Below are 25,375 nucleotides of genomic sequence, written 5' to 3' on the forward strand. Positions count from 1 at the left end.
CGCGGTCTGCGGGGACCGCCGATCTCTGGTTCGAGCCTAGCCGCTCCCTCGCGCGGGCCCGGCAGGCGGGCCGCTTTCAGCGCCCATTGCCGCGGACGGTGTCGGTTTGCTACGGCGATCGGGTACGGAGAGCGCTCCGCGGCACTCCTGACATGCCGAAGGGCCGGGCGGCGGATCGCTCCGCCTCCCGGCCCTTCGGCTCCCGACTACGCCGTGAGAGCGGGGAGGCTCTTGCGGCTGGTCAGGATCTGATCGATCAGACCGTACTCGAGCGCGTCGTCCGCGCCGAGGATCTTGTCGCGGTCGATGTCCTTCTTGACCTGCGCCGGGGTGCGGTTCGAGTGGTGCGACAGAGTCTCCTCCAGCCACTCGCGCATGCGCATGATCTCGGCGGCCTGGATCTCGATGTCCGAGGCCTGGCCTCCGCCCTGCTGCACGGCGGGCTGGTGGATGAGGATGCGCGCGTTCGGCAGGGCGAGGCGCTTGCCCGGCGTGCCGGCCGCAGTGAGCACGGCGGCAGCCGAGGCGGCCTGACCGAGCACGACCGTCTGGATGTGCGGACGGATGTACTGCATCGTGTCGTAGATCGCCGTCATCGCGGTGAAGGATCCACCGGGCGAGTTGATGTACATGACGATGTCGCGGTCGGGGTCCTGGCTCTCGAGGACGAGCAGCTGCGCCATGATGTCGTCGGCCGACGCGTCGTCGACCTGGACGCCCAGGAAGATGATGCGGTCCTCGAAGAGCTTGGCGTAGGGGTCCTGGCGCTTGTAGCCGTAGGCCGTGCGCTCCTCGAACGTGGGGAGGATGTAGCGCGAGCTCGGCGCGGCACCTGAGCCGAACGCCGTGCCGCCGAAGGTGGGGATGGTCATTGTCTGTTCCTGATCTCTCGGCTCGTCTGGTGCGTCAGTCGTCGATGGCGGTGCCGCCGCCGCCGGCGACGTCGGTCGCGGAGGCGCGGATGTGGTCCACGAATCCGTAGGCCAGGGCCTCCTCGGCGCTGAACCAGCGGTCGCGGTCGCCGTCCTCGTTGACCTGCTCGACGGTCTTGCCGGTCGCCTTGGCGGTGATCTCGGCGAGGCGCTTCTTCATGTCGAGGATGAGCTGCGCCTGGGTCTGGATGTCGGACGCCGTTCCGCCGAAGCCGCCGTGCGGCTGGTGGAGCAGGACGCGGGCGTTCGGCGTGATGTAGCGCTTGCCCTGGGTCCCCGCGGTGAGCAGGAGCTGACCCATGGACGCCGCCATGCCGATGCCGACCGTCACGATGTCGTTCGGGACGAACTGCATGGTGTCGTAGATCGCCATGCCCGCCGTGATCGAGCCACCGGGCGAGTTGATGTAGAGGAAGATGTCCTTCTCGGCGTCCTCTGCCGCGAGGAGCAGGAGCTTCGCCGCGATCTCGTTCGCGTTCTCGTCGCGCACCTCAGAACCGAGCCAGATGATCCGGTCCTTGAGCAGGCGGTCGAAAACACTGTTGGGCATAACCATGTCGGCCATGTGTAGCTCCGTTTCAGTTGTCGCTTCGGAGGCGAATCTATCGGACGCTCCCCGGCCGATCCGGCCGTGTTCGCCCGGGGCGGAGCCTGAGCCCCCGGTGTTCGCCCGGGGCGGATTCCCGCCCCTGTGCGAACGACGAGAGCCGCCCCCGACGGATCGGGAGCGGCTCTCGGAGGGGGTGACGCGTCGGCTACTCGGCGGCCGGGGTCTCGTCGGCGGCGGCCTCGTCGGCGGCGGGCTTCTTCTTGGCCGGTGCGCGCTTGCGCTTGGGAGCGGGAGCGGGCTCCTCCTCCGCGGCGGGCTCGGCGACGGCCTCGGTCTCGGCGACCTCGTCGGTGCCCGCCTCGATCGACTCGTCGGCGTCGTCGGCCGCGTCGTCGTCCCCGGGGACGGCCGTGAAGCTGGTCAGGTCGACCGGGTTGCCCTCGGTGTCGGTGACCTTCGCCTTGCCGAGGACGATCGCGAGCGCCTTGTTGCGGGCGACCTCGCCGACCATCTGGCCGATCTGGTTGTTCTCGGACAGGATCCTGATGAACTCGTTCGGCTCCATGCCGTACTGCGCCGCACCCTGGATCAGGTACTGCGTGAGTTCGTCCTGGCTGACCTGGACCTTCTCCTGCTCGACGACGTGGTCGAGGAGGATCTGCGTCTTGAAGGTCTTCTCGCTGGCCTCGGTGACCTCGGCGCGGTGCTCGTCGTCCTCGAGGCGGTTCTCGCCCTCGAGGTGGCGGTGCACCTCGTCCTCGACGAGCGACGCCGGCACGGGGACCTCGACGAGCGCGAGGAGCGCCTCGACGAGCTTCTCGCGGGCCTGGCCGCCCTGGCCGAAGACCTTCTGCTGCGACGCCTGCTCCTTGAGCGACTCGCGCAGCTCGGCGATGGTGTCGAACTCGCTCGCGATCTGAGCGAAGTCGTCGTCGGCCTCGGGGAGCTCGCGCTCCTTGACCGCGGTCAGCGTGACGGCGATCTCGGCCTGCTCGCCGGCGTGGTCGCCACCGAGCAGCGGAGCGGTGAACGTGGTGCTCTCACCCGCGGTGAGCGAGTCGAGCGCCTCGTCGATGCCCTCGATGAGCTCGCCCGAGCCGAGCTCGTACGAGATCGCGTTGGCGGTGTCGACCTCGACGCCGTCGATCGTCGCGATGAGGTCGATCTGGGCGAAGTCGCCCGTGGTCGCCGGCCGGTCGACCGTGACGAGCGTGCCGAAGCGGCTGCGGAGGTTGTCGAGCTCGGTGTCGACGTCGACGTCGGTGACCTCGGCGGCGTCCACGGTCAGCTCGATGCCGTCGTAGTCGGGGACGGTGATCTCGGGCCGCACATCGACCTCGATGGCGAGCTCGAGGTCGCCGGTGAAGTCCTTGTCGCTGGGCCAGGTCACGATGTCGGCCTGCGGGCGGCCCAGGGGGCGCACCTCGCTCTCGCGGACGGCCTCGCGGTAGAAGCCGTCGAGGCCCTCGTTCACCGCGTGCTCGAGGACGGCGGCCTTGCCGACGCGCTGGTCGACGATGGCCGGCGGGACCTTGCCCTTGCGGAAGCCGGGGACGTTGATCTGCTCGGCGATGTGTCCGTAGGCGTGCTTGATGCTCGGGCCGAGCTCGTCCGGGCTGACCGAAATCGCGAGCTTCACGCGGGTCGGGCTGAGCTTTTCTACCGTGGTCTTCACGTGAGGGGATCTCCTGTGCTGGTTGGTGTCGGCGCCGTATGACGGGTCGTCACGGGTCGAGGTCGTCACGATGAGTTCTCGTGGTCGGGGCGACAGGATTCGAACCTGCGACCTCCCGCTCCCAAAGCGGGCGCTCTAGCCAAGCTGAGCTACGCCCCGGAGTGCCCGGGCCAGCGGACCGTACCGGCCGTGGTCCACGCGATGAGGACTCTCGTCGAGCCCTTCCCGCCCGTCCGCTCGCGCGACACGCCGAAATGGCCTTCGCAAGTGTACTGCACGGCGGCTCGGCCGCCGGGGACCCGTCCCGCGCTCGGCGCGGTGGAGACCGCTCCGGCGATGCACTACAGTTTCGGGGGAGCCGACGCGGGAACCTCCGCCCGGCGCCACCGGATCAGCCGGCGATCTCGATCGCCCGCCGAATTCGGGGCTGTAGCTTAGTGGTAAAGCCTCTGTCTTCCAAACAGATGATGCGAGTTCGATTCTCGTCAGCCCCTCCCAGGAGAGAGACCCCCGGTTCGCCGGGGGTCTCTCCGTTTCCGGGCGCGGATCGACCCCGGGCTCGTGGAATCGCGTTCGGCTCGTCGAATCGGTCGATTCCCGCGAGCCGAACGGCTTCTCACGAGCCGAACCGTGTTCCGCGAGCCGGAGGCGGCGCCGGCGGTCAGCGGACCGTCAGCGTCACCGGCGCGCTGGTCGAGGCGTTGCCGGTCCGGTCGACCGGCTTGGCGACCACCGGGTGCGGGCCCTTCGCGAATCCGGCGGTCGAGACGGTCAGCCTCCACGTGCCGTCGGTCGCCTGCTTCGCCGTCCCGATGCGGACACCGCCCGTCCAGAAGACGAGCGAGGCGGTGTCCGGGTCGGAGACCGCGACGAGGGTCACGGTGCCGACCACGGTGCTCCCCGCGGCAGGGCTGGTGATCCGCGCGACGGGTGCCGTGCTGTCGCGAACGGGCGTCGGCGTGGTCGAGGGCGCTCGGGAGGGGGTCGCGGTCGGCGTGGGCGTGCGCGTCGGGGTGGGCGCCGCGGTCGCTGTGGGTGTCGCAGTCGCAGTCGGCGACGGCGTGGCGGTGGGCGCAGGAGCCGTGGTCGGCGACGGGGTCGGCGCGGCGGTCGGCGACGGGGTCGGCGCGGCGGTCGGCGACGGCGTGGCCACAGGAGTCGGCGAGACGGTGGGCGCGGGGGTCGCCGTGATCGACGGGGTCGGAGTCGCAGCAGGAGACGGAGTCGATGACGACGTCGCAGGGACGGACGGTGTCGGAGTCGGCGTGACCGACGGCGCCGCGGTCGGTGCGGGCGCGGACGTCGCCGTCGGCGTCGGGGTCGGATCCGCGGTCGGGGCGACCGTCGAGGTCTCCGTCGGCACAGCAGTCGGCACAGCGGTCGGCACGGCCGTCGGACCGCTCGAGGTCGGCACGGGCGTCGGGCCCTGCGTCCCCTCGGGCACGGCCCACGCCGGCACCGGCGCCGGCCCCCAGAGCACGCCGGCGATCAGCGCCTGGCCGCGCGGGTTCGGGTGGAACCAGTCCACCGTCGAGACGATGTCGGGCGTCAGCGGTGTCGCGGTGAAGGCGCCACCGTCCCAGACGCAGCGCGGGCCCACCGCGGAGCAGGCCGCGGCGAGCGCGGAGTTGAAGTCCTTCGTGCGGGTGGCCGCCGCGAGCAAGGAGGCGGCGTAGGCGTCTCCGGTCAAGGCCACGTTCTCGGACGTCACGCCCCGGGTCGTCCGGCACAGCTTGCTCTTCGGCCATGCGGTCTCGGCGGGTCCGCCCCGCAGGCCCGCCCACTCCGAGGCGACGTCCGGCAACGAGCCGAGAAGGATCGTCGCCTCGGGCCAGGTGGTGCCGATCTGCCGCAGGAGGCTCGAGGCCGACGCCGAGAACGCGGCGGTCGTGGTCATCGTGTAGCCGTCGGCCGCCGCCTTGAGGTCGCCGTGGCAGAGGTCGTTGCCGCCGATCAGCAGCGTGACGTAGTCCGGTTCGAGCCGCGCGCCTGCGGCTGCGGTCACCATCGCCGACACGGCGCTGATCCTGCTCCCGCTCTTGGCGTAGTTCTCCGCGGTCACGACGCTGCCGGGATTCACCTCCTGCAGCCTGGTCGCGATCGACCGGACGAGCGGCGCGGATCCGGTCGCCCACGAGTTGACGGGGCAGTCGGCCCTCGAGGTGCAGCTCGCGGTGCCGCGCGTGACGGAGTCGCCGAACGAGACTACGGAGATCGCGGGCGGCTCGGCGGCGGAGACCGGCACGGCGACGGCGCTGCCGAGGAGCAGCAGTGCTACGAGCACGACGAGCGATCGGATCGGTCGCCGGTGGGCGGGGGCGGGCATGTCACTGCTCTCGAAGGAGGTGGCGCGGTGCACGGCGGCCGGCGGTCGGAGGAGACCGGCGATGGGGCGCCGGATCCGAAGGGACGGATCGGCCCGAGTCTGTCGGCGTCCGCACACCCGGGCAAGTGCCCGGACCTCCGATCGCCGAATCAGTCAGTCAACGGCCATCGCTCCGCGGTGCAGATCGACGAGGGCGATGTACGAGGCCGCATTGCGCCGGATCCCCGCGCGCTCCTCCTCCGTCAGCTCGCGTCGCACCTTCGCCGGGACACCTGCCACCAGCGAGCCCGGAGGGACCCGCGTGCCCTCGAGGACGACGGCCCCGGCGGCGACGAGCGAACCGGTGCCGATGACGGCCCCATTGAGCACCGTGGAGTTCATGCCGACGAGCACCTCGTCCTCGAGCATGCAGCCGTGGAGCACTGCGTTGTGCCCAACGGAGACGCCCGCACCGATCGTGGTGTCGAACCCCGCATCGACGTGGACCACCACACCGTCCTGCAGATTGCTGCCTCGGCCCAGACGGATGCGGGCGCTCTCGGCGCGGAGGACGGCGCCGTACCAGACGCTCGACTCCTCCCCCAGCTCGACCGAGCCGACGAGCACCGCGCCCGGAGCGACCCACGCGGAGGCCGCCAGCATCGGCGAGCGGCCCGCGCCGAGATCGAGTAGTCGGGGCTGATCGTGAGACGAGGTCATGGGTACGGTCCTTCCGAGGAGTTCCCAGTATCGACAGTGACGAGGAATCGACAGCGATGGAGCCGCGCCTGTTCCTGGGGCTGATTCCGGGCGTGTCACCGCCTCGGGCTCGCGCCGACAGGACGGCGGGTCCTATCCTACGAACGTCGCGATCTGTCCCCGGTTCAGGGGGACTGCCTCTCGACTCCACCGGGGGGAACGACATGCAACGACCGACTCTGCGCGCGATGACCGTGGGACTGCTCGCCGCGGTCCTGGTCGTGCCGCTCGCGCTCTCGGCGGGCAGCAGCGCTGTGGCCGCCGCTGACACGGTGAAGCCGGCCGTCTCGATCACGGCTCCGACCGCGGGGGCGACCCTCGGCGGGTCGACGACCCTCAAGGCCACCGCGACCGACAACGTCGGCGTCACCGCGGTCTCGTTCTGGGAGGGGTCGCGCCGACTGGGCTACGCCACGGCGCAGGGGTCGGCCTGGTCGCTCCCTCTCGACACGCGCACGCTCGCCGAGGGCTCGCACGTCGTCGTGGCGAAGGCGCGCGACGCGGCGGGGAACCTCCGCGACAGCGTCGCCGTGCGCTTCTCGGTCGCGAACACCGGCACGACTCCCACTCCGACTCCGACTCCGACCGCCACGGCGACCCCGAAGCCGACCGCGACCCCGACCGCGACCCCGACCGCGACTCCGACTCCCACCGCGACTCCGAAGCCCACCGCGACCGCCACCCCCGCTCCGACAAGCACCGGGTCGCCCCGCCCCGACACCATTAAGCCCACCGCGAGGATCGTGTCGCCCGCGAGCGGCACGAGCGTCTCGGGCAGCACCACCCTGGTCGCGACGGCGACGGACGATGTCGCCGTGACCGCCGTGTCGTTCTGGTCGGGGTCGCTGAGGGTCGGCAATGCCACGCAGAACAGCGCGGGCGAGTGGGTCCTGGTGACCTCGGCCACGATCCTCCCCGTCAAGACGCACACGATCATCGCGAAGGCGCGCGACGCCGTCGGCAACATCGGGAGCAGCGCTTCGATCACCCTCGTAGTGACGGCGACCCCGGGCCCCCCCGCAACGCCCACCCCGACGGCCACGCCCGCCCCGACAGCCACGCCCACCCCCACGCGGACGCCCACGGCGAGTCCGACCGCCACGCCCGGCCCGACCGCCACTCCCGCGCCCTCGAACCCCGCCGTGCCCGCACCGCTGGCCCAGTGGGACTTCACCCAGCCAGCGGCGCCGTACTACTCGACCGCGAACGACCTCCCGCTCCTCCAGGCCGGCCGGACCAAGGCGACGAGCGTCGGCACCCCCTGGGGCTCGGGCATCCTGATGACGGGATCGAGCTACCTGCGCATCCCGGCCGAATCGACCGGCCGGCTGACCGTCGGAGCCAGCGGCAACGCCGTGACCGTCGCGAGCTGGGTCTACATGACGGACGCCAGCACCGGCTACGTCGCCGGGTCGTGGACCGAGCACACGGGCAACCCCACCCGCTCGTACGGCCTCTTCTACGACCTCGGTCTCTATGGAGGCGATGAGCGCTCCGTCTTCCACGTCTCGCGCACCGGAGGCGCGACGCCGGGCTACCCCTTCTCGCGCGACTACTCCGCGTCGGGCAACCTCTTCACCCGCAACACCTGGCAGCTGCACGTCGGCACCTACGACGGCACCTACGCGACCTCGTACCTCGACGGGAGCGCCGTCGCGTATCCGCGCTTCGTCGACAACCAGGGCAGCACCTACGCCAAGAACCCCTACCTCTTCACCGAGGGCCTGAACCCGAAGGCCGGCGACTTCACGGTCGGAGCGGTCGAGCTCACGTCAGGGCCGGGGAACTACGCGCAGGGGACGTTCGCGAAGGTCCGCGTCTGGGACAGGGCGCTCACCCCCGCGCAGGTCAAGGCGCTCTACGACACGGAGCGCACGGCGCTCGGCTAGGGTCTGTCGAGCACGATCCCGTGTGCTCCGCTCGGCCTGATCGCACGATCTGCGACGGCGGTCCCGTGTTCAGCAGCCCCTAGGGCGTCAGCGGCCGTTCCGCAGCCAGGCGAGCACGGCCAGCACCCGCCGGTGGTCGGAGCCCGAGTCCTCCAGGCCCAGCTTCTGGAAGATCGACGTCACGTTCTTCTCGACGGCCCCGACCCCGATGAACAGGGCGGAGGCGATCCCGGCGTTGGTCCGTCCCTCGGCCATCGCCTCGAGCACCTCGCGCTCGCGCGGGGTGAGACCGGCGAGCGGATCGCGGTTGCTCTGCAGCAGTGACGCGACCACCTGCGGGTCGAGAACGGTCCCGCCGGCGGACACGCGCTCGACCGCGTCGCGCAGTTCGTCGACCGAGGCGACCCGGTCCTTGAGCAGGTAGCCCATCCCGCCCTCGCCCGATCCGAGCAGCTCGTGGGCGTAGGTGACCTCGACGTACTGGCTCAGGAGGAGCACGGCGACGCGCGGGTGTCGGCGCCGGATCTCGAGGGCGGCGCGCACTCCCTCGTCGCGGAAGGTCGGCGGCATGCGCACGTCGAGGACGGCGACGTCGACCGAGGACGGCGCGGCCGCGAGGGCTGCGAGGAGTCCGACGGCATCGCCGTACGCGCCGACCGAGGCGAAGCCGGCGTCCTCGAAGAGTCGGACGAGACCCTCGCGCAGGAGCACGGAGTCCTCGGCGATGGCGACACGGATCACAGCAGCGGGCGGCACGACCCCAGGATAGGGCGACCGGACGGCCCCGCCCGGGGCCCGTTCTCGCCGGCGGAGCCGTCGTCGGCGGCCCCCGTGCGTTCCGCGGACGCCGTCTCCGTCGGCGAGAACGGCGGAGTCTGAGAATGCGCTCCATCCCGGTGACCCTGTGTCCCCCCGCCGGGCGCGCGGCGTCGAGGCCGCCTCTCCTAGGCTGATTTCGCGTCAGGACTTCCTGTCGAGGCGACAGGGGGCGTAGTGCATCGATCCGGCAGGCGCGCGACGCTGATCGGAGTGCTGGCCGCCCTCCTCGTCGTGCCGATCGCCCTCTCCGGGCCGGGGAGCACGGCGGTCGCCGCCCCCGACACCGTGAAGCCCGCCGTCACCATCACGGCGCCGACAGCGGGCTCGAGCGTCGGAGGGACGACCTCTCTGGAGGCGAGAGCGACGGACGACGTCGCGGTCACCGTCGTCTCGTTCTGGGAGGGCTCGCGCCGACTCGGCTACGCGACCGCCCAGCCCGACGGCTGGACGCTCCTCCTGGACACCCGCTCGCTGACCGACGGCAGTCATCTCCTCCTCGCGAAGGCTCGCGACGCCGCCGGCAACATCAAGGACAGCGCCACCGTCCGCTTCTCGGTCGCGAACGCCGCGACTCCCTCGCCGACACCGACGACCAGCCCGTCGCCGACTCAGGGGCCGACGTCCTCCGCGACGCCCGCACCCAGCCCGACCGCGACGCCCGTGCCGTCAGCGACGCCCACGACCGGCGCGACACCCACGGTCGCGCCGACTCCGTCGCCCACCGCGTCGTCGCCGACACCCCGACCGACGCCGACCGCGTCGCCGACGCCGACCGCGACGCCCTCGCCGACCGCTGCTCCGACGCCGACCGCGGCGCCCACCGGCTCGCCCCGGCCCGACACCGTCAAGCCGACCGCGGGGATCACGTCGCCCTCGAGCGGAGCGACGGTCGGCGGCACGACCACGTTGACCGCCACCGCGGCGGACGACGTGGGCGTGACGAACGTCTCCTTCTGGTCGGGCTCGACCCGGCTGGGGAACGCCGCCCAGACCAGCGCCGGTGAGTGGGTGCTCGTCACCTCACCCTCGACTCTGACGGTCGGGACCCACACGGTCCTCGCGAAGGCCCGCGACGCGGCGGGCAACATCGGGAGCAGCCGGACGATCTCCCTGACCGTGGTCGCTGTACCGCCGTCGCCCACCGTCACCCCTACGCCGACACGGACACCGACAGCGACGCCGACCGCCTCCGCGACGCCCACAGCGACGCCGACCGCCTCCGCGACGCCGACGCCGACGCCGACCGCCTCCGCGACGCCGACGCCGACCAGGAGCCCGACCCCGACCGCCTCTCCGACGCAGACCCCGACTCCGACTCCGACCGCGACGCCCACGCCGACCGCGACGCCCACGCCCACCGCGAGCCCGACTCCCTCCCCCGCCCCCGGGGTGCCCGCGCCCCTGGCCCAGTGGGACTTCTCCCAGCTCTCCGCCCCCTTCTACTCGACGGCGAACGACCTCCCGCTGGTACAGGCGGGACGCACCCAGGCCGTGAGGACCTCGACCCCCTGGGGCACCGGCATCCGCATGACGGGGACGAGCTACCTGCGGATCCCGGCCGAGTCCACCGGCCGCCTGACCATCGGCGCCACCGGCAACGCCGTGACCGTCGCGAGCTGGGTGTACATGACCGACAGCAACACGGGGTTCGTCGCGGGCTCGTGGAAGGAGAACGCCGCGAACCCGAGCCGCTCCTACGGTCTGTTCTACGACCTCGGCACCTACGGCGGTGACGAGCGGGCCAACTTCCACGTCTCGCGCTCGGGCGGACCGACGCCCGGCTACCCGTACTCCCGCGACTACTCCGCGTCGGGCAACACGTTCTCGAGGTACAGCTGGCAGCTCCACGTCGGGACCTACGACGGTGCCGCCGCGATCTCGTACCTCGACGGCACGGCCGTCGAGTATCCGCGGTTCACCGACAACAAGAAGAACACCTACGCCAAGAACCCCTACGTCTTCACCGAGGGCCTCAACCCCACCCCGGGTGACTTCACCGTGGGGGCGGTCGAGCTCTCGGGCGGGCCCGGGAACTACGCGCAGGGCACCTTCGACAAGATCCGGGTCTGGGACACGGCGCTCACCGCCGACCAGGTGAAGGCGCTGTACGATGCCGAGCGCCCGCCGCTGCTCGGTCGCTGAGCCGGGAGCGGTACCGCCTCAGGACGGATCGGGCGGCACGGGCCGGAAGGGCACTTGCACCCCGATCGTCGTCGGTCCGCCCGGGGGCGACTCCACGGTGAGCACCCCGCGGAGACCGCGGACACGGCCCTCGAGCCCCTCGAGACCGTGGCCCGGCGTCTGCGCGGCACCGCCGACTCCGTCGTCGATCACCCACACGTCGAGCCAGCGCTCCCCCGCAGCCCCGGCGTCTCGCACGTCGAGGTGCACTCGCACGGCCTGCGCCGAGGCGTGCTTGGAGGCGTTCGCGAGCAGCTCCGCCACGACGAAGTAGACGCTGCGCTCGACCTCGGGAGGCACGCCGTCGATCGCGTGCTCGGTGAGGACCTGCACGGGGACCGGGCTCATCACCGCGAGCGAGTGCACCGCGGCCTCGAACCCGCGGTCCTGCAGGATGGGCGGCGCGACTCCGCGGGACAGCGCACGCAGCTCGTCCAGGGCCGATCTGACGTGCTCGCGCGCCTCGTCGATCAGCACCGCCGCCGCCTCGGGATCGGTGCCGACCCGACTCCGCGCCGACCCGAGGTCCATCTGCACCCGGATCAGTCGCTGCTGCGGACCGTCGTGGATGTCGCGCTCGAGCTGCCGCAGCGCCCGGTCCTCGGCCGCGACCGCGGCACCCCGGGAGGCGCTGAGCTCCGCCACCTCGCGCTGCAGCGCCTCCGATCCCCACGGGCCGAGCAGCAGCCGGTCGACCAGGTAGCGGGCGAGGGTCAGCCCGCGCGTGACGAACGGAAGGGTCGAGACGAAGAGGACGACCATGGCCGCCCCGGCCAGGGCGATGAGGACCGCCGGCGGCTCCGGGAGACCGAGGACGCCGGTCGCGCGGGCGGCGAGCCACTCGGCGAGGCCCGCCGCTCCGCCGCCCGAGCCGTCGAGCATCGCGACCAGGGTGCCGAGCCCCGCCCAGATCCAGATCGCGACGACGGTGGCGAAGAGCAGGGCGAGCAGCGGCGCGACCACCAGGGTGTGCAGGAGCGCCAGCCAGTAGTGGCCGTCGATCACCGGTCCGTAGAGCGAGAAGGTCGCGGGAGCCACCGAGGCGGGTGCGCGCCGCCACTGCGGCTCGGGGATGCTCGGACGGCCCGCCAGCGAGTCCAGGGCGGCGGCGATCCGTGCGAAGAAGCGCGAGACGAGGAGGGCGAGCGGGAGGAAGACCAGCCCGATCAGCAGGCCCGCGAGTCCGAAGGCCAGCACCAGCGCGGCGCCCACGGCGAGGGAGCCGACGGTGGAGAGCGGAAGGGCCAGCAGCAGGGCGAGCACCTCGCGCGGGAGGTCGCGCCACAGGCGCAGGTAGGCACGGCTCGCCTCGGCGAGAGCGGAGGGTGCAGTGCTCATCCGACTCTCCTCCCGTGCTCGGCGGAGGGCCGGGCACCGTTTCGAGAGTATCGGCGCACGGCGGGTCGGACGCGGGGGCTGACCCCCTGAAGGAGGCGCTGAAGGGGCGGCGGGAGGCGGGTGCGCACCCAGGCGAGCCTGCCCTTCTCCGGCGTTAGCGGAGCCTCCGCTTCCTTGCGAGCGCTGGGCTGCGGCGTACAGTTGACGATCAGTCACCCCCTCTCGAAAGGAAGACGATGTCCACTGCATCCGTCACGTCGCTCACCTCGTCGAACCCGGATGTCGCATCCGGAGTCGCTCAGTTCCTCAGCCCGGTCGTCATCGAGATGACCGCGCTCGCCGTCAACGGCAAGCAGGCGCACTGGCACGTCCGCGGCGCCAACTTCATCGGCGTCCACGAGCTGCTCGACACGATCGTCGCGCACGCCATCGAGTGGGCCGACCTCGCCGCGGAGCGCGTCGTCGCCCTCGGCCTCCCGGTCGACGCCCGCATCCAGACCGTCGCCGCCGCGACGCAGACCCAGCCGCTGACCCCCGGCTTCCAGCGCTCCGAGAACGCCATCGTCGAGGTCATCAACCTGATGGACGTCGCGATCACCACGGTCAACACCGCGATCGCCGAGCTCGCCGACATCGACGCGAGCAGCCAGGACGTCGCGATCGAGATCGGCCGCGGCCTCGAGAAGGACCGCTGGTTCCTCTTCGCCCACGTCAGCGAGAGCTGAGCGCACTCCCCCCTCGCGAACGGCCCGTCGGATCCCCGGATCCGGCGGGCCGTTCGTCGTCCGTCCGTCCCCGCGACATGCTGCTCCGGCACGCACGCGTGGGTATCTCGCGGGAGGCGTCAGAGCTCGTGGGTGAAGCGGCCGCCGACGAGGGTCGCGGCCACCGGCATCGTCCGCAGCTCCTCGGCGTCGGAGGCGAGCGGGTCGCGGTCGAGGACGACGAGGTCGGCGGGATCGCCGTGCTCAGGGCGGAGGCGGCGCGCCCGAACCGACGCGACGAGCGCCTCCTCGACGGTGAGGCGCTGCTCCGGGTGCCAGGCCTCCTCGCACGCCCGTGCCCGCGCCACGGCGGCCGCGATCGCGACCCACGGGTCGAGCGGCGCGACCGGCGCGTCGGAACCGAGGACGACGGTCGCTCCGGAGTCGACGAGGGAGCGGAGGGCGAACGCCCGGTCGGTCCGGCCGCGCCAGTACCGCTCTGCGACCTCCCGGTCGTCGAGGGCGTGGGCGGGCTGCACTCCGGCGACGACGCCGAGCTCGGCGAACCGGGGCAGGTCGGCCGCCGCCACCAGCTGGGCGTGCTCGATCCGGCCACCGCCGACCCGCGCGAGGGAGTCGAGCGCGACCGAGACAGCGGCGTCACCGAGGGCGTGCACGGTCGGCCGGATCCCGGCGGCACAGGCCCGCGCGAGCAGGCCGTCGAGCTCGTCGGGTCCGACGGTCAGCACCCCGCGGCCGGCGCCCTCGCCCTCGTAGGGGTGCGTGCAGTACGCGGTCCGGGTGTTCAGCGATCCGTCGATCAGAACCTTGAGCGGCCCCATCCGGAGGAGCCCCTCCCCGCCCGCGAGCTCGTCGCCCGTGCGCAGGCCCGCGGCGATCGCGCGCTCGAGATCGTCGCGGTACACGCCCGTGTCGACCCGGAGCGCTCGGGTGCCGCGGGCGACCCGCCTCGTCCAGTCGCCGACGTTCCAGCTCATCTCGAGGTCGACGACTCCCACGACTCCGCGCGCCGCCGCTCGGCGCGCCGCGACGTCGACCAGGTCGTCCAGATCGTCGTCGCTGAGGGCCTCGAGTGCTCCGACGAGACGGAAGCACGAGTCCTCGCGGAGGATGTCGTCCTGGGGAGTGAAGCCGTAGCGCTTCAGCGCCGCCGAGTTCGCCCACGCCGAGTGCAGGTCGCCGCTGACGAGGACGACCGGGTGCGCCGGCGCCGCCTCGTCGAGCAGCGTCGTGGTCGGCAGATCCGGCCACAGACCGTCGCGGAACCCGAAGCCGATCAGCGTCGAGCTCGTATCGGTCGAGGACGCGAGGCGCCCGCGGACCGCCTCCACCGCCTCCTTCGCCGACTGCGCCGCCGAGACGTCGAGCCGCGGCGCCGTCATCGACCACTGCGAGAAGTGCACGTGCTCGTCCCAGAGCCCCGGCATCACCCAGCGGCCGTCGAACTCGCGCACCTCATCCGCGGCGAGCGAGCCGTCGGGTCCGATCGCGGCGATCGCGCCGTCGCGCACGAGGACCGAGACCGGCTCGTCCGCGCCGAGCAGCCGCGCGCCGCGCAGGAGCAGGTCGCCGCTCATCGCGCGTCCCGGCGGGCGCGGACGCCCTCGGTGTCGCTGAGCAGGGAGCTCGGGTTCTGGCGCATCGGGTCCTCTCGAGGGTCAGACGGTCACGACTGGCACACCGGGCACCAGTAGAGCTTGCGCGCGCCGATCTCCTCGATGAGGACGTTGGTGCCGCAGACGCGGCAGGGCAGCCCCTCGCGCTTGTAGACGTAGTTGCGCTCGGCACGGCTCCTGACGGCCTTGGACCGCTCGGTCTTCGTGAGTCCGCGGCGGGTGATCATCATCCCGGTGCGGATGCCGTCCTCGAGCAGCAGCGCCCAGTCGGTCCACAGCTCGCGCGCCAGCTCGAGCGGCACCTGCTTGCCGGGAGTGTGCGGATCGAGGCCGGCCCGGTAGAGCAGTTCGGCGCGGTAGATGTTGCCGATCCCGCTGACCACCGACTGGTCCATCAGCACGAGGCCGACCGGAGTCGCGGTCTTGCGCAGGCGGTTCACGAAACGATCGCGCGCCTCGTCGGAGTCGTCGTCCGCCGGGTCGGGCCCGAGCCGGGCGAGCAGCGCCTCGACCTGGGAGGGGTCCATCACCTCGCACGCGGTCGGGCCGCGCAGGTCGGCGACCGTCTCCTCCGTCCGGATGCGCACCCGCACCGCTCCGATCGGCGGCGGCGGGAACTCCTCGAGGTCGGTGTCGGTCTCGTGCTCCGTCTCGGACAGGCGGACCGCCCGGCGCCGGCGGGGAGCCCCGATGCTGCTGCCGGCCTCGCCGTCGGGGAACAGCGGTGAGACGTGACCGAGGAAGTCCCAGGCCCCGTAGAGCCCGAGGTGCACGTGCAGCGTCGCGTCGCCCTCGAACCGCAGCAGGAGGTGCTTGCCGACCGCGGTCGACGCGAGGACCTCGCGCCCGTCGAGGAGCGCGGCGCCCTCGACGAAACGGCCCTGCGGGCTGCTGGTCGCGACCCGGTGCCCGACGACGTCGCGCTCGAACTGCAGCGCGATCCGGTGGACGGAATGCCCCTCCGGCACCTAGCGGCCGCTCACGGCGGAGTCGACCACGCGCCCGGCGATGTCACCGGTGGCCTCGTACTCGGCGAGCTGCGCGATGCGGCGGACGTGCCGCTCCTCGAACGAGAACGGCTCGGCGACGAACGCGTCGATGAAGCCGGTCGCCTCCTCCACCGTGTGCTGGCGGGCGCCGATCGAGATCACGTTGGCGTCGTTGTGCTGGCGGGCGAGCACGGCCGTGCTGAGGCTCCAGACGAGGGCGGCGCGCACTCCGGTGACCTTATTGGCGGCGATCTGCTCGCCGTTGCCCGAGCCGCCGAAGACGATGCCGAGCGCCTCGACGCCCGCCTCCTGGTCGCGGACGACCGCCGCCGCCGCGTTGATGCAGAACGACGGGTAGTCGTCGAGCGGGTCGTACGACGTCGGTCCGTGGTCGACGACCTCGTGGCCCGCAGCACCGAGGTGATCGATCAGGTGCCGGCTGAAGTCCAGCCCTGCGTGGTCCGTTGCGATGTGGATGCGCACGCGCTCGTCCTCCGGAAGTACTGTTCGACGCCCGGGGAGCCGGGCCGGATGTCAGGGTAGCGCCCGAGCGCTCAGTCGAAGATCGGGTCGCGGGTGCGCGAGCGCTTCAGCTCGAAGAAGCCGTCGTACGAGGCGGCGGCCACGATGCCGTCCCACAGCGCGAGCGCCTGCTCGCCCTTGGGCGCCGGAGAGAGGACGGGGCCGAAGAAGGCGACGTCCCCGATCGCGATGACGGGGGTGCCGACGTCCTGGCCGACGCGCTCGATACCGTCGAAGTGCGAGGCGCGCATCGGCTCGTCGTACTCGTCGGTGTCGGCGAAGGCGGCCAGCCCCGCGTCGAGACCGACCTCCTCGAGCGACTCGGCGATGATCGCGTCGACGTCCTTCCGGCCGCCCACGTGGATCCGCGTGCCGAGAGCGTCGTAGAGCGGCTTGACGTGCTGCTCTCCCTCGCGCGCGGCGACCGCGGCGACCAGGCGGGTGAAGCGCAGCGCGCGCGGGAAGAAGGCGCGGTACGACTCGTCCACGTCCTTGTCCTCGTTGAGGACGGCGAGGCTCATGATGTGCCAGCGCACCTCGAGCTCGCGGGCGGGAGTCACCTCGTCCACGAACCGCGAGGTCATCCAGGCCCAGGGGCAGGAGGGATCGAACCAGAAATCGACGGTGGTCATGGCACAACGCTACCTCCCGGCGCGACTCCCCCAGGCGGCTCTAGGGTAGATCGGCGGCGCCAGCACCCCGGCGCCCGGCAATGCCGCGCCCGCGACGAACGGATGGAGCACCACGTGCCAGGAGACAACCTCACCCGGAGCGAAGCGCAGGAGCGCGCCTCGCTGATCCAGGTCACCGACTACGACGTCACTCTCGACCTCACCCGGGGCGCCGAGACCTTCCTCAGCACCACCACCGTGCGGTTCACCGCGGCGGAGGGCGCCTCGAGCTTCATCGACGCCATCACGAAGACCGTGCACTCGGTGACGCTCAACGGCGTCGAGCTCGATCCCTCCGACGTGGCCGACGGCGTGCGCATCCGCCTCGACGCGCTCGCGGCCGACAACGAGCTGACCGTCGTCGCCGACGCGCTCTACACGAACACCGGCGAGGGACTGCACCGCTTCGTCGACCCGGTCGACGGCGAGGTCTACCTGTACTCGCAGTTCGAGGTCCCGGATTCGCGGCGCGTGTTCGCGGTGTTCGAGCAGCCCGACCTGAAGGCCGCCTTCCGCTTCACGGTCACCGCGCCCGCCGCCTGGCAGGTGGTCTCGAACCAGCCCACCCCCGAGCCGGTCCCCGCGGGCGAGGGCACCGCGACCTGGAGCTTCGAGCCGACCCCGCGGATCTCCTCGTACATCACCGCGCTCATCGCCGGCCCGTACGTGGTGCGCACCGACTCCCTCGTCTCCTCCGACGGCCGGACAATCCCGCTCGGGGTCTTCGCGCGCGCCTCCCTCGCGCCGTTCCTCGACGACGACTACGTGTTCGAGAAGACCAAGCAGGGCTTCGCCTTCTACGAGGAGAAGTTCGGAGTCCCGTACCCGTTCGACAAGTACGACCAGCTCTTCGTCCCCGAGTTCAACGCGGGCGCCATGGAGAACGCCGGAGCGGTCACCTTCACCGAGACCTACGTCTTCCGCTCGAAGGTCACCGACGCGATCAAGGAGCGACGGGTCGTCACGATCCTGCACGAGCTCGCGCACATGTGGTTCGGCGACCTCGTCACGATGAAGTGGTGGAACGACCTCTGGCTGAACGAGTCGTTCGCCGAGTACGCGTCGACCCTCGCGACCGCCGAGGCGACCGAGTGGACCGAGGCCTGGACCACCTTCGCGGCGATGGAGAAGAGCTGGGCCTACCGCCAGGACCAGCTGCCCTCGACCCACCCGATCGTCGCGACGATCAACGACCTCGAGGACGTGCAGGTCAACTTCGACGGCATCACCTACGCCAAGGGCGCCTCGGTGCTCAAGCAGCTGGTGGCGTGGGTCGGCGAGAAGGAGTTCCTCGCGGGGGTGCACGAGTACTTCGTGAAGCACGCCTTCTCGAACACCGAGCTGCGCGACCTGCTCGTCGAGCTCGAGGCCACCAGCGGCCGCGATCTCACCGAGTGGTCGTCGCTCTGGCTCGAGACGGCGGGCGTGAACACCCTCCGCCCCGAGATCTCCGTCGACGAGTCGGGCGCGATCGCCTCCTTCGCGATCCTGCAGACGGCCGTCGAGGAGTACCCGACCATCCGCCCGCACCGCCTCGCTATCGGCCTCTACGACTTCGAGGGCGACCGCCTGGTGCGCGTCGACCGCCTCGAGCTCGACGTGGACGGCGAGCGGACCGAGGTGCCCGAGCTGATCGGACGCACCCGCCCCGCGCTCGTGCTGCTCAACGACGACGACCTCGCCTACGCGAAGATCCGCCTCGACGACTCCTCGCTCGCCGTGGCGATCGAGCACCTGGCGAGCATCGAGAGCCCGCTCGCGCGCTCGCTGGTCTGGGGTTCGGTGTGGGACGCGACGCGCGACGCGGAGGCGGCCCCGCGCGACTTCGTGCGCCTCGTGCTCGGCAACATCGCGACCGAGACCGAGTCGACCACGCTGCGGACGGTGCTGGGCCAGCTCGTGTCCACCGCGACCCAGTACGTCGCTCCCGAGCACCGCACCGCGATCGTCGAGGAGGTCGGCGACCGGCTCTGGGCCCTGGCCCGCGAGGCGGAGGCCGGCAGCGACGCGCAGTTCCAGTTCGTCAAGTTCTTCGCCGCTGTCGCGTCCACCCCGGCGCACCTCGACGCCGTGCAGTCGCTGCGCGACGGCGGGACGACGCTCGACGGACTCGAGATCGACACCGACCTGGCGTGGGAGCTGCTGATCGCGCTGGTCGCCGGCGGACGCGCGGGGGCGAGCGAGATCGACGCCGCACTGGCCGAGGACAACACGGCGACGGGAGCGCAGTCCGCGGCGAACGCCCGGGCCGCGATCCCGACGGCGGAGGCGAAGCGCGCGGCCTGGGACTCGGTCACACTCGACGACTCGGCGCCGAACACGATCGTCCGCTCGACCGGGCTCGGCTTCCAGCGCACCTCCGACCCGGCGCTGCTGGACGCGATGGTGCCGGTGTACTTCGGAGCACTGCGCGATCTGTGGGACAGCAAGAGCTACAAGATCGCCGAGTACCTGGTCGTGGGCTTCTACCCCGCCGCGACCCCGACGCGCGAGATCGTCGACGCGACCCGGGAGTGGCTGGCCGCCAACCCCGACGTCCCGGCGCTGCGACGCCTGGTGATCGAGAACCTCGCCGGCGTCGAGCGCGCCCTGCGCGCGCAGGAGCGCGACGCGCAGGACTGAGCTCGATCCCATGCTGGTCGAGTAGCCCCGCAGGGGCGTTTCGAGACCCACCAGCGTCAGCAGATCAGGCTTCGGCCATGGCCTTCTGACGCACGTGGATCTCGATACGCCCGCTGCGCGGGCTACTCGATCAGCGAGGATGAGGCCCGTTTCCCACCCGGGCCGCACGCTCGATCTGCGAGGAGTCGGTCAGCTCGCCCGACCCGGCACCGACCGGCGGTCCGGGCCGTCGTAGGCCGACAGCGGCCGGATGAGCGCGTTCGACGCGCGCTGCTCGAGCACGTGCGCCGTCCAGCCGACCACCCTCGCCGCCACGAACAGCGGCGTGAAGATCTCGGTGTCGAAACCCATCAGCCGGTAGGCGGGACCGGACGGATAGTCGAGGTTCGGGAGGATCCCCGTCCGCTCGGCCATCGCCTCCGCCAGCGCGTCGTAGAGCTCGAGCATCTCGACCGCGTCCTCGTGCGCGGCGACGCGGCGCAGCGCCGCCTCCATCGTCGGCACCCGCGAGTCGCCCGACTTGTACACGCGGTGACCGAAGCCCATCACCTTCCGGCGCTCCCCCAGTGCCGTCGCGAGCCACTCCCGCGAGCGCGTCGCCGCCTCCGGGCCCAGCCCGATCTCGTCGAACACGTGCAGCACCGCCTCGTTCGCGCCTCCGTGCAGGGGCCCCTTCAGCGCGCCCACGGCCGCCGTCACGGCGGAGTAGACGTCGGACAGCGTCGACGTCACCACCCGGCCGGTGAAGGTCGACGCGTTGAACGAGTGCTCGGCGTAGAGCACCAGCGAGACGCGGAACGCGTCGACGACGACGGCGTCCGGGACGGCGCCGAACGTCATCCAGAGGAAGTTCTCGGAGTAGTCGAGGTCGCGTCGCGGGGCGATCGGCTCCTCTCCGCGTCGGCGGCGCTGGGCGTAGGCGACGATCGCGGGCAGAGCCGCCCAGAGCCGCACGGAGCGATCCAGCACCTCCTCCGGCGCCTCCGCGTCCGGGTCCGGATCGAGCGCCCCGAGCGCGCTGACGGCCGTCCGGACGACGTCCATCGGGTGGGCGCCGATCGGAAGGAGGTCGATGAGCGCACGGATCTCAGGCGCCAGCGCGCGGTGGGCCCGCTCGAAGGAGCGCAGCGTCCGAGCCTCCTCCGCCGTCGGCAGCTCGCCGTGCCAGAGCAGCCACGCGACGTCCTCGAACGTGCACGTCGCCGCGAGCTCCTGCACGGGATAGCCCCGGTACAGCAGCGAGTTCGACTCGGGGTCGACCTTCGAGATCGCCGTGGTGTCGACGACGACGCCGACGAGTCCTTTCCGGATGTCCTGATCGGTGGTGCTCATGTCCGCTCCTTCGCGAAAGGGGCCTGGGTGCGCCGAGTGCGGCGCACCGTCGTCAGGCGCCGTGGTGGTCGGCGAGGCTGAAGTCGAAGACGCCCTCGTCGAACCGGCTGTACGAGGCGTAGTCGAGCAGGTCGTAGAGCTCGGCGCGCGTCTGCATCCCGGAGACCTCGGCGCGGAGGGATCCGTCGGCCTTCAGCGTGTCGAGGGCGCGCATCGCCGCTCCCATCGCGATCCGCAGGAGCGAGACCGGGTAGATGACGATGTTGACGCCCACGTCGGCGAGCTGCCGCGCGGTGAAGAGCTCGCTCTTGCCGAACTCGGTCATGTTCGCGAGAACGGGGACGTCGACGGCCGCGCGGATCGTCTCGAACTCGCCCAGGTCGCGCATCGCCTCGGGGAAGATCGCGTCGGCGCCCGCATCGACGAGGCGCTTCGCCCGGTCGACAGCGGCCTGCATCCCCTCGAGGGCGCGGATGTCGGTCCGCGCCATGATCACGAGATCGGAGTCGCGGCGCGCGTCGACCGCCGCGGCGATCCGCCGGACCGAGGTGCTCTCGTCGACGACGGCCTTGCCGTCGAGGTGCCCGCAGCGCTTCGGATTGACCTGGTCCTCGATGTGCAGCGCCGCGACTCCCGCGTCCTCGAGCATCTGCACGGTGCGCGCGACGTTGAGCGGCTCGCCGAAGCCCGTGTCGGCGTCGACGAGGACGGGCAGGTCGGTCATCCGCGCGATCTGCTGACCGCGGCCCGCGACCTCGCTGAGCGTCGTGAGGCCGATGTCGGGGAGGCCGAGCTCGGCCGAGAGCACGGCTCCCGAGACGTAGACGCCGTCGAAGCCCTTCTCCTCGATCAGACGCGCCGAGAGCGGAGTGAAGGCGCCCGGCAGCTGCAGCAGCTCGCCGGTCGCGAGCCGCTCGCGGAAGAGGCGGCGCTTCTCAGCGGGGGTCCGGGTCGAGTGGAGCATCGGGCGTCCTTCCCCAGCGGGGTCTGAGTGCGAGCGGAGGCGAGTCGACGCCTCCGGTCGAATCTATACGGCGGCTCGCAGGCTCGGGCGAGGGGGCCCCGAAGAGGGCCTCCGTCCGCCGGTCTCGGAGGGAGGGGTCCCGTAGCCTGGACGGGTCATGCTGCTACTCGAGACCTCCACCCCCGACCCCGTCGCCGCCACGATCTCGTTCTTCGACTCCGAGATCTTCTGGAAGATCATCGCCGTCCTCTCGATCGTGATCGGCGCGCTCATCGTGCGCGTCATCGCGCACTTCGTGATCGGCCGCGTCGTCGACCAGATCGTCTCGGGGGTGAAGAAGCGCCAGCGGGTCGAGGACACCCAGTCGATCGCCGCGTCGCCGCTCGCGGCGGTCCGCGTCGTCCAGCGCACGCGGACCCTCGGCTCGATCCTCAACAACATCAGCTCGATCCTCATCGTGATCATCGCGCTCGTGATGGTGGTCAGCACCATCGACCAGAACCTGATCGGCTCGTTCGCCCTGCTCACCGCGGCCCTCGGCGCCGGGCTCGGCTTCGGCGCGCAGAACATCGTCAAGGACGTGCTCAACGGCCTCTTCATGGTCGCGGAGGACCAGCTCGGCGTCGGCGACGTCGTCGACACGGGTCAGGCCACCGGAGTCGTCGAGTCGGTCGGCGTCCGGGTCACCCAGATCCGCGACGTGAACGGCACCCTGTGGTTCGTGCGCAACGGCGAGATCATCCGGGTCGGCAACATGTCGCAGGGCTGGTCGCGCGTCATCATCGACCTCGCGGTGCCCTACGAGACAGACCTGGAGTCGGTGCAGTCGTCGATCCTGCAGACGGCGAACGAGCTCGCGGCCAGCAGCCGCTGGCGCGCGCGGATCATCGACAAGCCCGAGCTGTGGGGGCTCGAGTCGATCGCCGACGACGCCCTCGTGGTGCGCCTCGTGCTGAAGACCCGCACGACGGCCAAGGACGACGTCGCGCGCGAGCTCAAGGTCCGGCTCAAGCGTGCGCTCGACGCGCTCGACGTGAAGCTGCCCTCCCTGTCGGCCGTCGTCCTGAGCGGCTTCGAGGGCGCGGCGAGCGTCGGAGGCGCCAAGGGCCCTCGGACGACCCCGTCGCCGACGATCACGACTGAGCACGGCAAGCCCGTGCGCCTTCCCCGGGCCACCCGCAAGCAGCGCGAGACGCGTCCACAGGACGACGGCCAAAGCACAGGACCGACGCAGGAGCCGCGCGCATGAGCGGCCTGCAGATCGGCGGGACGCCTCCGATGCGCAGCTTCTGGGACCACATCGGCGGCCGCCCCACGTTCGAGAAGCTGGTCCGCCGCTTCTACGCGGGCGTCCGCGACGACGCGGTGCTCTGGCCGATGTACCCCGAGCACGACCTCGAGGGCGCGATCCAGCGTCTCACCGGCTTCCTCGAGCAGTACTGGGGCGGCCCGAGCACCTACAGCCAGGAGCGCGGTCACCCGCGCCTGCGGATGCGGCACCAGCCTTTCCACATCAACCCGGAGGCACGCGACCACTGGCTCCAGAACATGCGCGTGGCGGTCGACGAGCTCGAGCTCTCCCCCGCCGACGACGCGATGCTCTGGGACTACCTGGAGCGCGCCGCCCACGCGATGGTGAACACGTTCGAGGAGTAGCTCAGGCGGGAGTGCGCACCAGCACGTGACCCCGCTTGGAGGTGAGCCGGCGCCACGGTCCGCTCTCGAGCAGCGCCACGGGGTCGGCGGGGTCGAGGAAGCCGAGCGCGAAGAGCGCGAACGCCGCGCCGGCGGGGACGTCCGCGAGCCCGTCGAGCGGTCGCCCCCACACCGAGGAGCGCACGCGCGAGACGATCTGCTCGCCGGTCTCGGAGCCGACCGCCGCGGCGATCTCGTCGATCCCCTCGCGGGCCACCCGCTCGAGGAACACCGGATCGACGGGCTCGCGGCGCAGCCAGCCTCCGCGGGGAGGAGCGATGCCCGCCCAGGCCCCTGCGGTCGCGTCGTCGCCGTCGGGCAGCGGGACGGGCTTGCCGTCGGCTCCCCCGGGTTCCCACTGGAGCCGGGCGAGCCGGTCGGAGAGCGCGCGGATGGGGACGACGCGGTCGAACGCGGCGGGCTCGTCGAGCGCGAACACCCGGAGGCCGAGCACGGTCGACGAGCGGTCGAGGATCCCGCGGGGCTGCAGGATCGCGGTGTAGGCGGCCAGGATCCGGTCCTGCGCGAGGAGGCGCACGGCGCCGTCGTCGACTCGGGCCGACCTGCCGAGGAAGACCCGCAGATCGGACAGGCTGGGGGGATCTGCGAGCGAGAAGGACGCACTCATCGCATCGATAAACTTACTCTCAGGTCGCTCACCCGGCCGGTCGACACCCCGGAGGTACTGTGCCCGATCCCCTCTCCTCGCTCCTGACCGCCCTCGACCTCACCGACACGGGGGCCCGCACCAGCGAGGACATCTTCACCGGTCCGTCCCAGTGGCAGCCCGAGGGGCGGGTCTTCGGCGGACAGGTTCTCGCTCAGTCGCTGATCGCCGCGGGGCGCACCGTCGACGACGACCACGGTGTCCACTCGATGCACGGGTACTTCCTCCGGCCCGGGGATGTGACGCTGCCGATCACCTTCTCGGTCGACCGGATCCACGACGGCCGCTCGTTCTCGACCCGGCGGACCCAGGCGTATCAGAACGGGGTGCCGATCCTCTCGATGATCGCCTCGTTCCAGACGGAGGACGAGGGTCTCGACCACCAGACGCCGATGCCCGAGGGTGTTCCGGAGCCGGAGTCGCTGCCGAGTGCCGCGGAGGTCCTCGGCGGCATCGACCACCCCGTCGGCAACTTCTGGGCCACGCAGCGCCCCTTCGACGTGCGCCACGTCGAGCAGCCCGTCTACCTCCGGGCCGACCCGGGCCGCTCCGCGCAGCAGAGCGTGTGGATGCGGGCACTCGGCACGCTCCCCGACGACCCGATGCTGCACCGCGCGGCCCTCGCCTACGCGAGCGACTACACGATCCTCGAGTCGACCCTGCGGCGGCACGGGGCGGCCTGGATCACGCCGGGGCTGCGCATCGCGAGCCTCGACCACGCGATGTGGTGGCACCGCCCCTCCCGCGTCGACGAGTGGCTGCTCTACGTGCAGGAGGCGCCGAGCGCTTCGGGCGGGCGCGGCCTGTCGCTCGGGCGCATCTACTCGCGCGACGGAGCGCTCGTCGCAAGCGTCGCCCAGGAGGGCATGGTGCGGGTCCCCCGCTGACCTCGCGCTCGCAGGAACGACGTTCGGCTCGCAGAACCACGGCCGGCTCGTGGAACAACGGCGGGCTCGTGAGAGCACCGACCTCCGGCTCGTCGAAACGCGTTCGGCTCGTCGGATCCGAGGATTCCGGCGAGCCGGATCGGATTCGACGAGCCGAAGGTCGACATCGGCGCTCCACGGGGCCGGGACACGCACCCGAACGGCGGGCACCGCGCACCCGGGCCTCGGGCGACGAGC

At 71.7% G+C, this 25,375-nt stretch carries 21 protein-coding genes and 2 tRNA genes; 8 read left to right on the forward strand and 15 right to left on the reverse strand.

Going from position 1 to position 25,375, the window contains the following annotated elements; all coding sequences use genetic code 11:
• Positions 1 to 206: 206 nt before the first annotated feature.
• The 4 genes from GRS92_RS04705 to GRS92_RS04720 form a co-directional block, all read right to left on the reverse strand.
• Positions 207 to 872: an ATP-dependent Clp protease proteolytic subunit gene (locus GRS92_RS04705; protein ID WP_159853777.1), complete on the reverse strand. Its 666-nt coding sequence runs from the start codon at positions 870 to 872 to the stop codon at positions 207 to 209.
• 34 nt (positions 873 to 906) lie between these two features.
• Complete coding sequence (locus GRS92_RS04710) at positions 907 to 1,497, reverse strand: ATP-dependent Clp protease proteolytic subunit (protein ID WP_085475767.1); 591 nt, start codon at positions 1,495 to 1,497, stop codon at positions 907 to 909.
• 190 nt (positions 1,498 to 1,687) lie between these two features.
• Positions 1,688 to 3,157, reverse strand: a complete 1,470-nt coding sequence (gene tig, locus GRS92_RS04715) for a trigger factor (protein ID WP_159853778.1) — start codon at positions 3,155 to 3,157, stop codon at positions 1,688 to 1,690.
• Between the two features lie 81 nt (positions 3,158 to 3,238).
• Positions 3,239 to 3,316, reverse strand: a tRNA-Pro gene (locus GRS92_RS04720).
• 264 nt (positions 3,317 to 3,580) lie between these two features.
• On the opposite strand from GRS92_RS04720, the gene GRS92_RS04725 reads away from it, so the two are divergent.
• Positions 3,581 to 3,651, forward strand: a tRNA-Gly gene (locus GRS92_RS04725).
• Between the two features lie 167 nt (positions 3,652 to 3,818).
• On the opposite strand, the gene GRS92_RS04730 is transcribed toward GRS92_RS04725, so the two are convergent.
• On the reverse strand, positions 3,819 to 5,483 hold the full coding sequence (locus tag GRS92_RS04730) for a GDSL-type esterase/lipase family protein (RefSeq protein WP_159853779.1): 1,665 nt from the start codon (positions 5,481 to 5,483) through the stop codon (positions 3,819 to 3,821).
• A 153-nt stretch (positions 5,484 to 5,636) separates the two neighbouring features.
• Positions 5,637 to 6,182, reverse strand: a complete 546-nt coding sequence (locus GRS92_RS04735) for a gamma carbonic anhydrase family protein (protein ID WP_159853780.1) — start codon at positions 6,180 to 6,182, stop codon at positions 5,637 to 5,639.
• Positions 6,183 to 6,385: 203 nt separating this feature from the next.
• Here GRS92_RS04735 and GRS92_RS04740 point away from each other — a divergent pair, with 203 nt between their 5' ends.
• Complete coding sequence (locus GRS92_RS04740; RefSeq protein ID WP_159853782.1) at positions 6,386 to 8,110, forward strand: Ig-like domain-containing protein; 1,725 nt, start codon at positions 6,386 to 6,388, stop codon at positions 8,108 to 8,110.
• An 87-nt stretch (positions 8,111 to 8,197) separates the two neighbouring features.
• Here the strand turns inward: GRS92_RS04740 and GRS92_RS04745 are convergent, their stop codons facing one another.
• A complete protein-coding gene (locus GRS92_RS04745; protein WP_159853784.1) occupies positions 8,198 to 8,866 on the reverse strand; it encodes a response regulator transcription factor in 669 nt (222 codons plus the stop codon).
• Between the two features lie 237 nt (positions 8,867 to 9,103).
• Here GRS92_RS04745 and GRS92_RS04750 point away from each other — a divergent pair, with 237 nt between their 5' ends.
• A complete protein-coding gene (locus tag GRS92_RS04750) occupies positions 9,104 to 11,071 on the forward strand; it encodes an Ig-like domain-containing protein (protein ID WP_159853786.1) in 1,968 nt (655 codons plus the stop codon).
• An 18-nt stretch (positions 11,072 to 11,089) separates the two neighbouring features.
• On the opposite strand, the gene GRS92_RS04755 is transcribed toward GRS92_RS04750, so the two are convergent.
• Complete coding sequence (locus GRS92_RS04755; protein ID WP_159853788.1) at positions 11,090 to 12,448, reverse strand: sensor histidine kinase; 1,359 nt, start codon at positions 12,446 to 12,448, stop codon at positions 11,090 to 11,092.
• A gap of 236 nt (positions 12,449 to 12,684) precedes the next feature.
• Between GRS92_RS04755 and GRS92_RS04760 the strand changes: the two genes are divergently transcribed.
• On the forward strand, positions 12,685 to 13,173 hold the full coding sequence (locus tag GRS92_RS04760; RefSeq protein WP_159853790.1) for a Dps family protein: 489 nt from the start codon (positions 12,685 to 12,687) through the stop codon (positions 13,171 to 13,173).
• A gap of 119 nt (positions 13,174 to 13,292) precedes the next feature.
• Here the strand turns inward: GRS92_RS04760 and GRS92_RS04765 are convergent, their stop codons facing one another.
• The 4 genes from GRS92_RS04765 to GRS92_RS04780 all read right to left on the reverse strand — a co-directional run bounded on the left by GRS92_RS04765 (position 13,293) and on the right by GRS92_RS04780 (position 16,932).
• Positions 13,293 to 14,750 (reverse strand): amidohydrolase, encoded by a 1,458-nt coding sequence (locus GRS92_RS04765; protein WP_159853792.1) that lies wholly within the window; start codon positions 14,748 to 14,750, stop codon positions 13,293 to 13,295.
• Between the two features lie 89 nt (positions 14,751 to 14,839).
• Positions 14,840 to 15,757 (reverse strand): Fpg/Nei family DNA glycosylase, encoded by a 918-nt coding sequence (locus tag GRS92_RS04770; RefSeq protein ID WP_159853794.1) that lies wholly within the window; start codon positions 15,755 to 15,757, stop codon positions 14,840 to 14,842.
• A complete protein-coding gene (locus GRS92_RS04775) occupies positions 15,758 to 16,261 on the reverse strand; it encodes a ribose-5-phosphate isomerase (RefSeq protein ID WP_159853796.1) in 504 nt (167 codons plus the stop codon). It lies immediately after the preceding gene.
• 71 nt (positions 16,262 to 16,332) lie between these two features.
• On the reverse strand, positions 16,333 to 16,932 hold the full coding sequence (locus GRS92_RS04780) for a mycothiol-dependent nitroreductase Rv2466c family protein (RefSeq protein ID WP_159853798.1): 600 nt from the start codon (positions 16,930 to 16,932) through the stop codon (positions 16,333 to 16,335).
• 114 nt (positions 16,933 to 17,046) lie between these two features.
• Between GRS92_RS04780 and pepN the strand changes: the two genes are divergently transcribed.
• Positions 17,047 to 19,593, forward strand: coding sequence for an aminopeptidase N (gene pepN / locus GRS92_RS04785; RefSeq protein WP_159853800.1), 2,547 nt, complete (start codon positions 17,047 to 17,049; stop codon positions 19,591 to 19,593).
• Between the two features lie 189 nt (positions 19,594 to 19,782).
• Here the strand turns inward: pepN and GRS92_RS04790 are convergent, their stop codons facing one another.
• Together GRS92_RS04790 and prpB are read right to left on the reverse strand one after the other, a co-directional pair.
• Positions 19,783 to 20,925 carry a bifunctional 2-methylcitrate synthase/citrate synthase gene (locus tag GRS92_RS04790; protein WP_159853802.1) on the reverse strand — a complete coding sequence of 381 codons (1,143 nt, stop codon included), beginning with the start codon at positions 20,923 to 20,925 and terminating at the stop codon, positions 19,783 to 19,785.
• 52 nt (positions 20,926 to 20,977) lie between these two features.
• Positions 20,978 to 21,889, reverse strand: a complete 912-nt coding sequence (gene prpB / locus GRS92_RS04795) for a methylisocitrate lyase (RefSeq protein ID WP_159853804.1) — start codon at positions 21,887 to 21,889, stop codon at positions 20,978 to 20,980.
• Between the two features lie 157 nt (positions 21,890 to 22,046).
• On the opposite strand from prpB, the gene GRS92_RS04800 reads away from it, so the two are divergent.
• A complete protein-coding gene (locus tag GRS92_RS04800) occupies positions 22,047 to 23,138 on the forward strand; it encodes a mechanosensitive ion channel family protein (RefSeq protein ID WP_159853806.1) in 1,092 nt (363 codons plus the stop codon).
• Entirely contained in the window at positions 23,135 to 23,545 is a 411-nt protein-coding gene (locus tag GRS92_RS04805) for a globin (RefSeq protein WP_327437422.1), read from the forward strand. Before GRS92_RS04800 ends, GRS92_RS04805 begins: the two co-directional genes overlap by 4 nt.
• A 1-nt stretch (position 23,546) precedes the next feature.
• Here the strand turns inward: GRS92_RS04805 and GRS92_RS04810 are convergent, their stop codons facing one another.
• On the reverse strand, positions 23,547 to 24,212 hold the full coding sequence (locus tag GRS92_RS04810) for a hypothetical protein (protein ID WP_159853808.1): 666 nt from the start codon (positions 24,210 to 24,212) through the stop codon (positions 23,547 to 23,549).
• Between the two features lie 59 nt (positions 24,213 to 24,271).
• On the opposite strand from GRS92_RS04810, the gene GRS92_RS04815 reads away from it, so the two are divergent.
• On the forward strand, positions 24,272 to 25,138 hold the full coding sequence (locus GRS92_RS04815) for an acyl-CoA thioesterase (RefSeq protein WP_159853810.1): 867 nt from the start codon (positions 24,272 to 24,274) through the stop codon (positions 25,136 to 25,138).
• The last annotated feature ends 237 nt before the right edge of the window (positions 25,139 to 25,375 follow it).

The organism is Rathayibacter sp. VKM Ac-2754, assembly GCF_009807095.1.
Taxonomy (GTDB): domain Bacteria; phylum Actinomycetota; class Actinomycetes; order Actinomycetales; family Microbacteriaceae; genus Rathayibacter.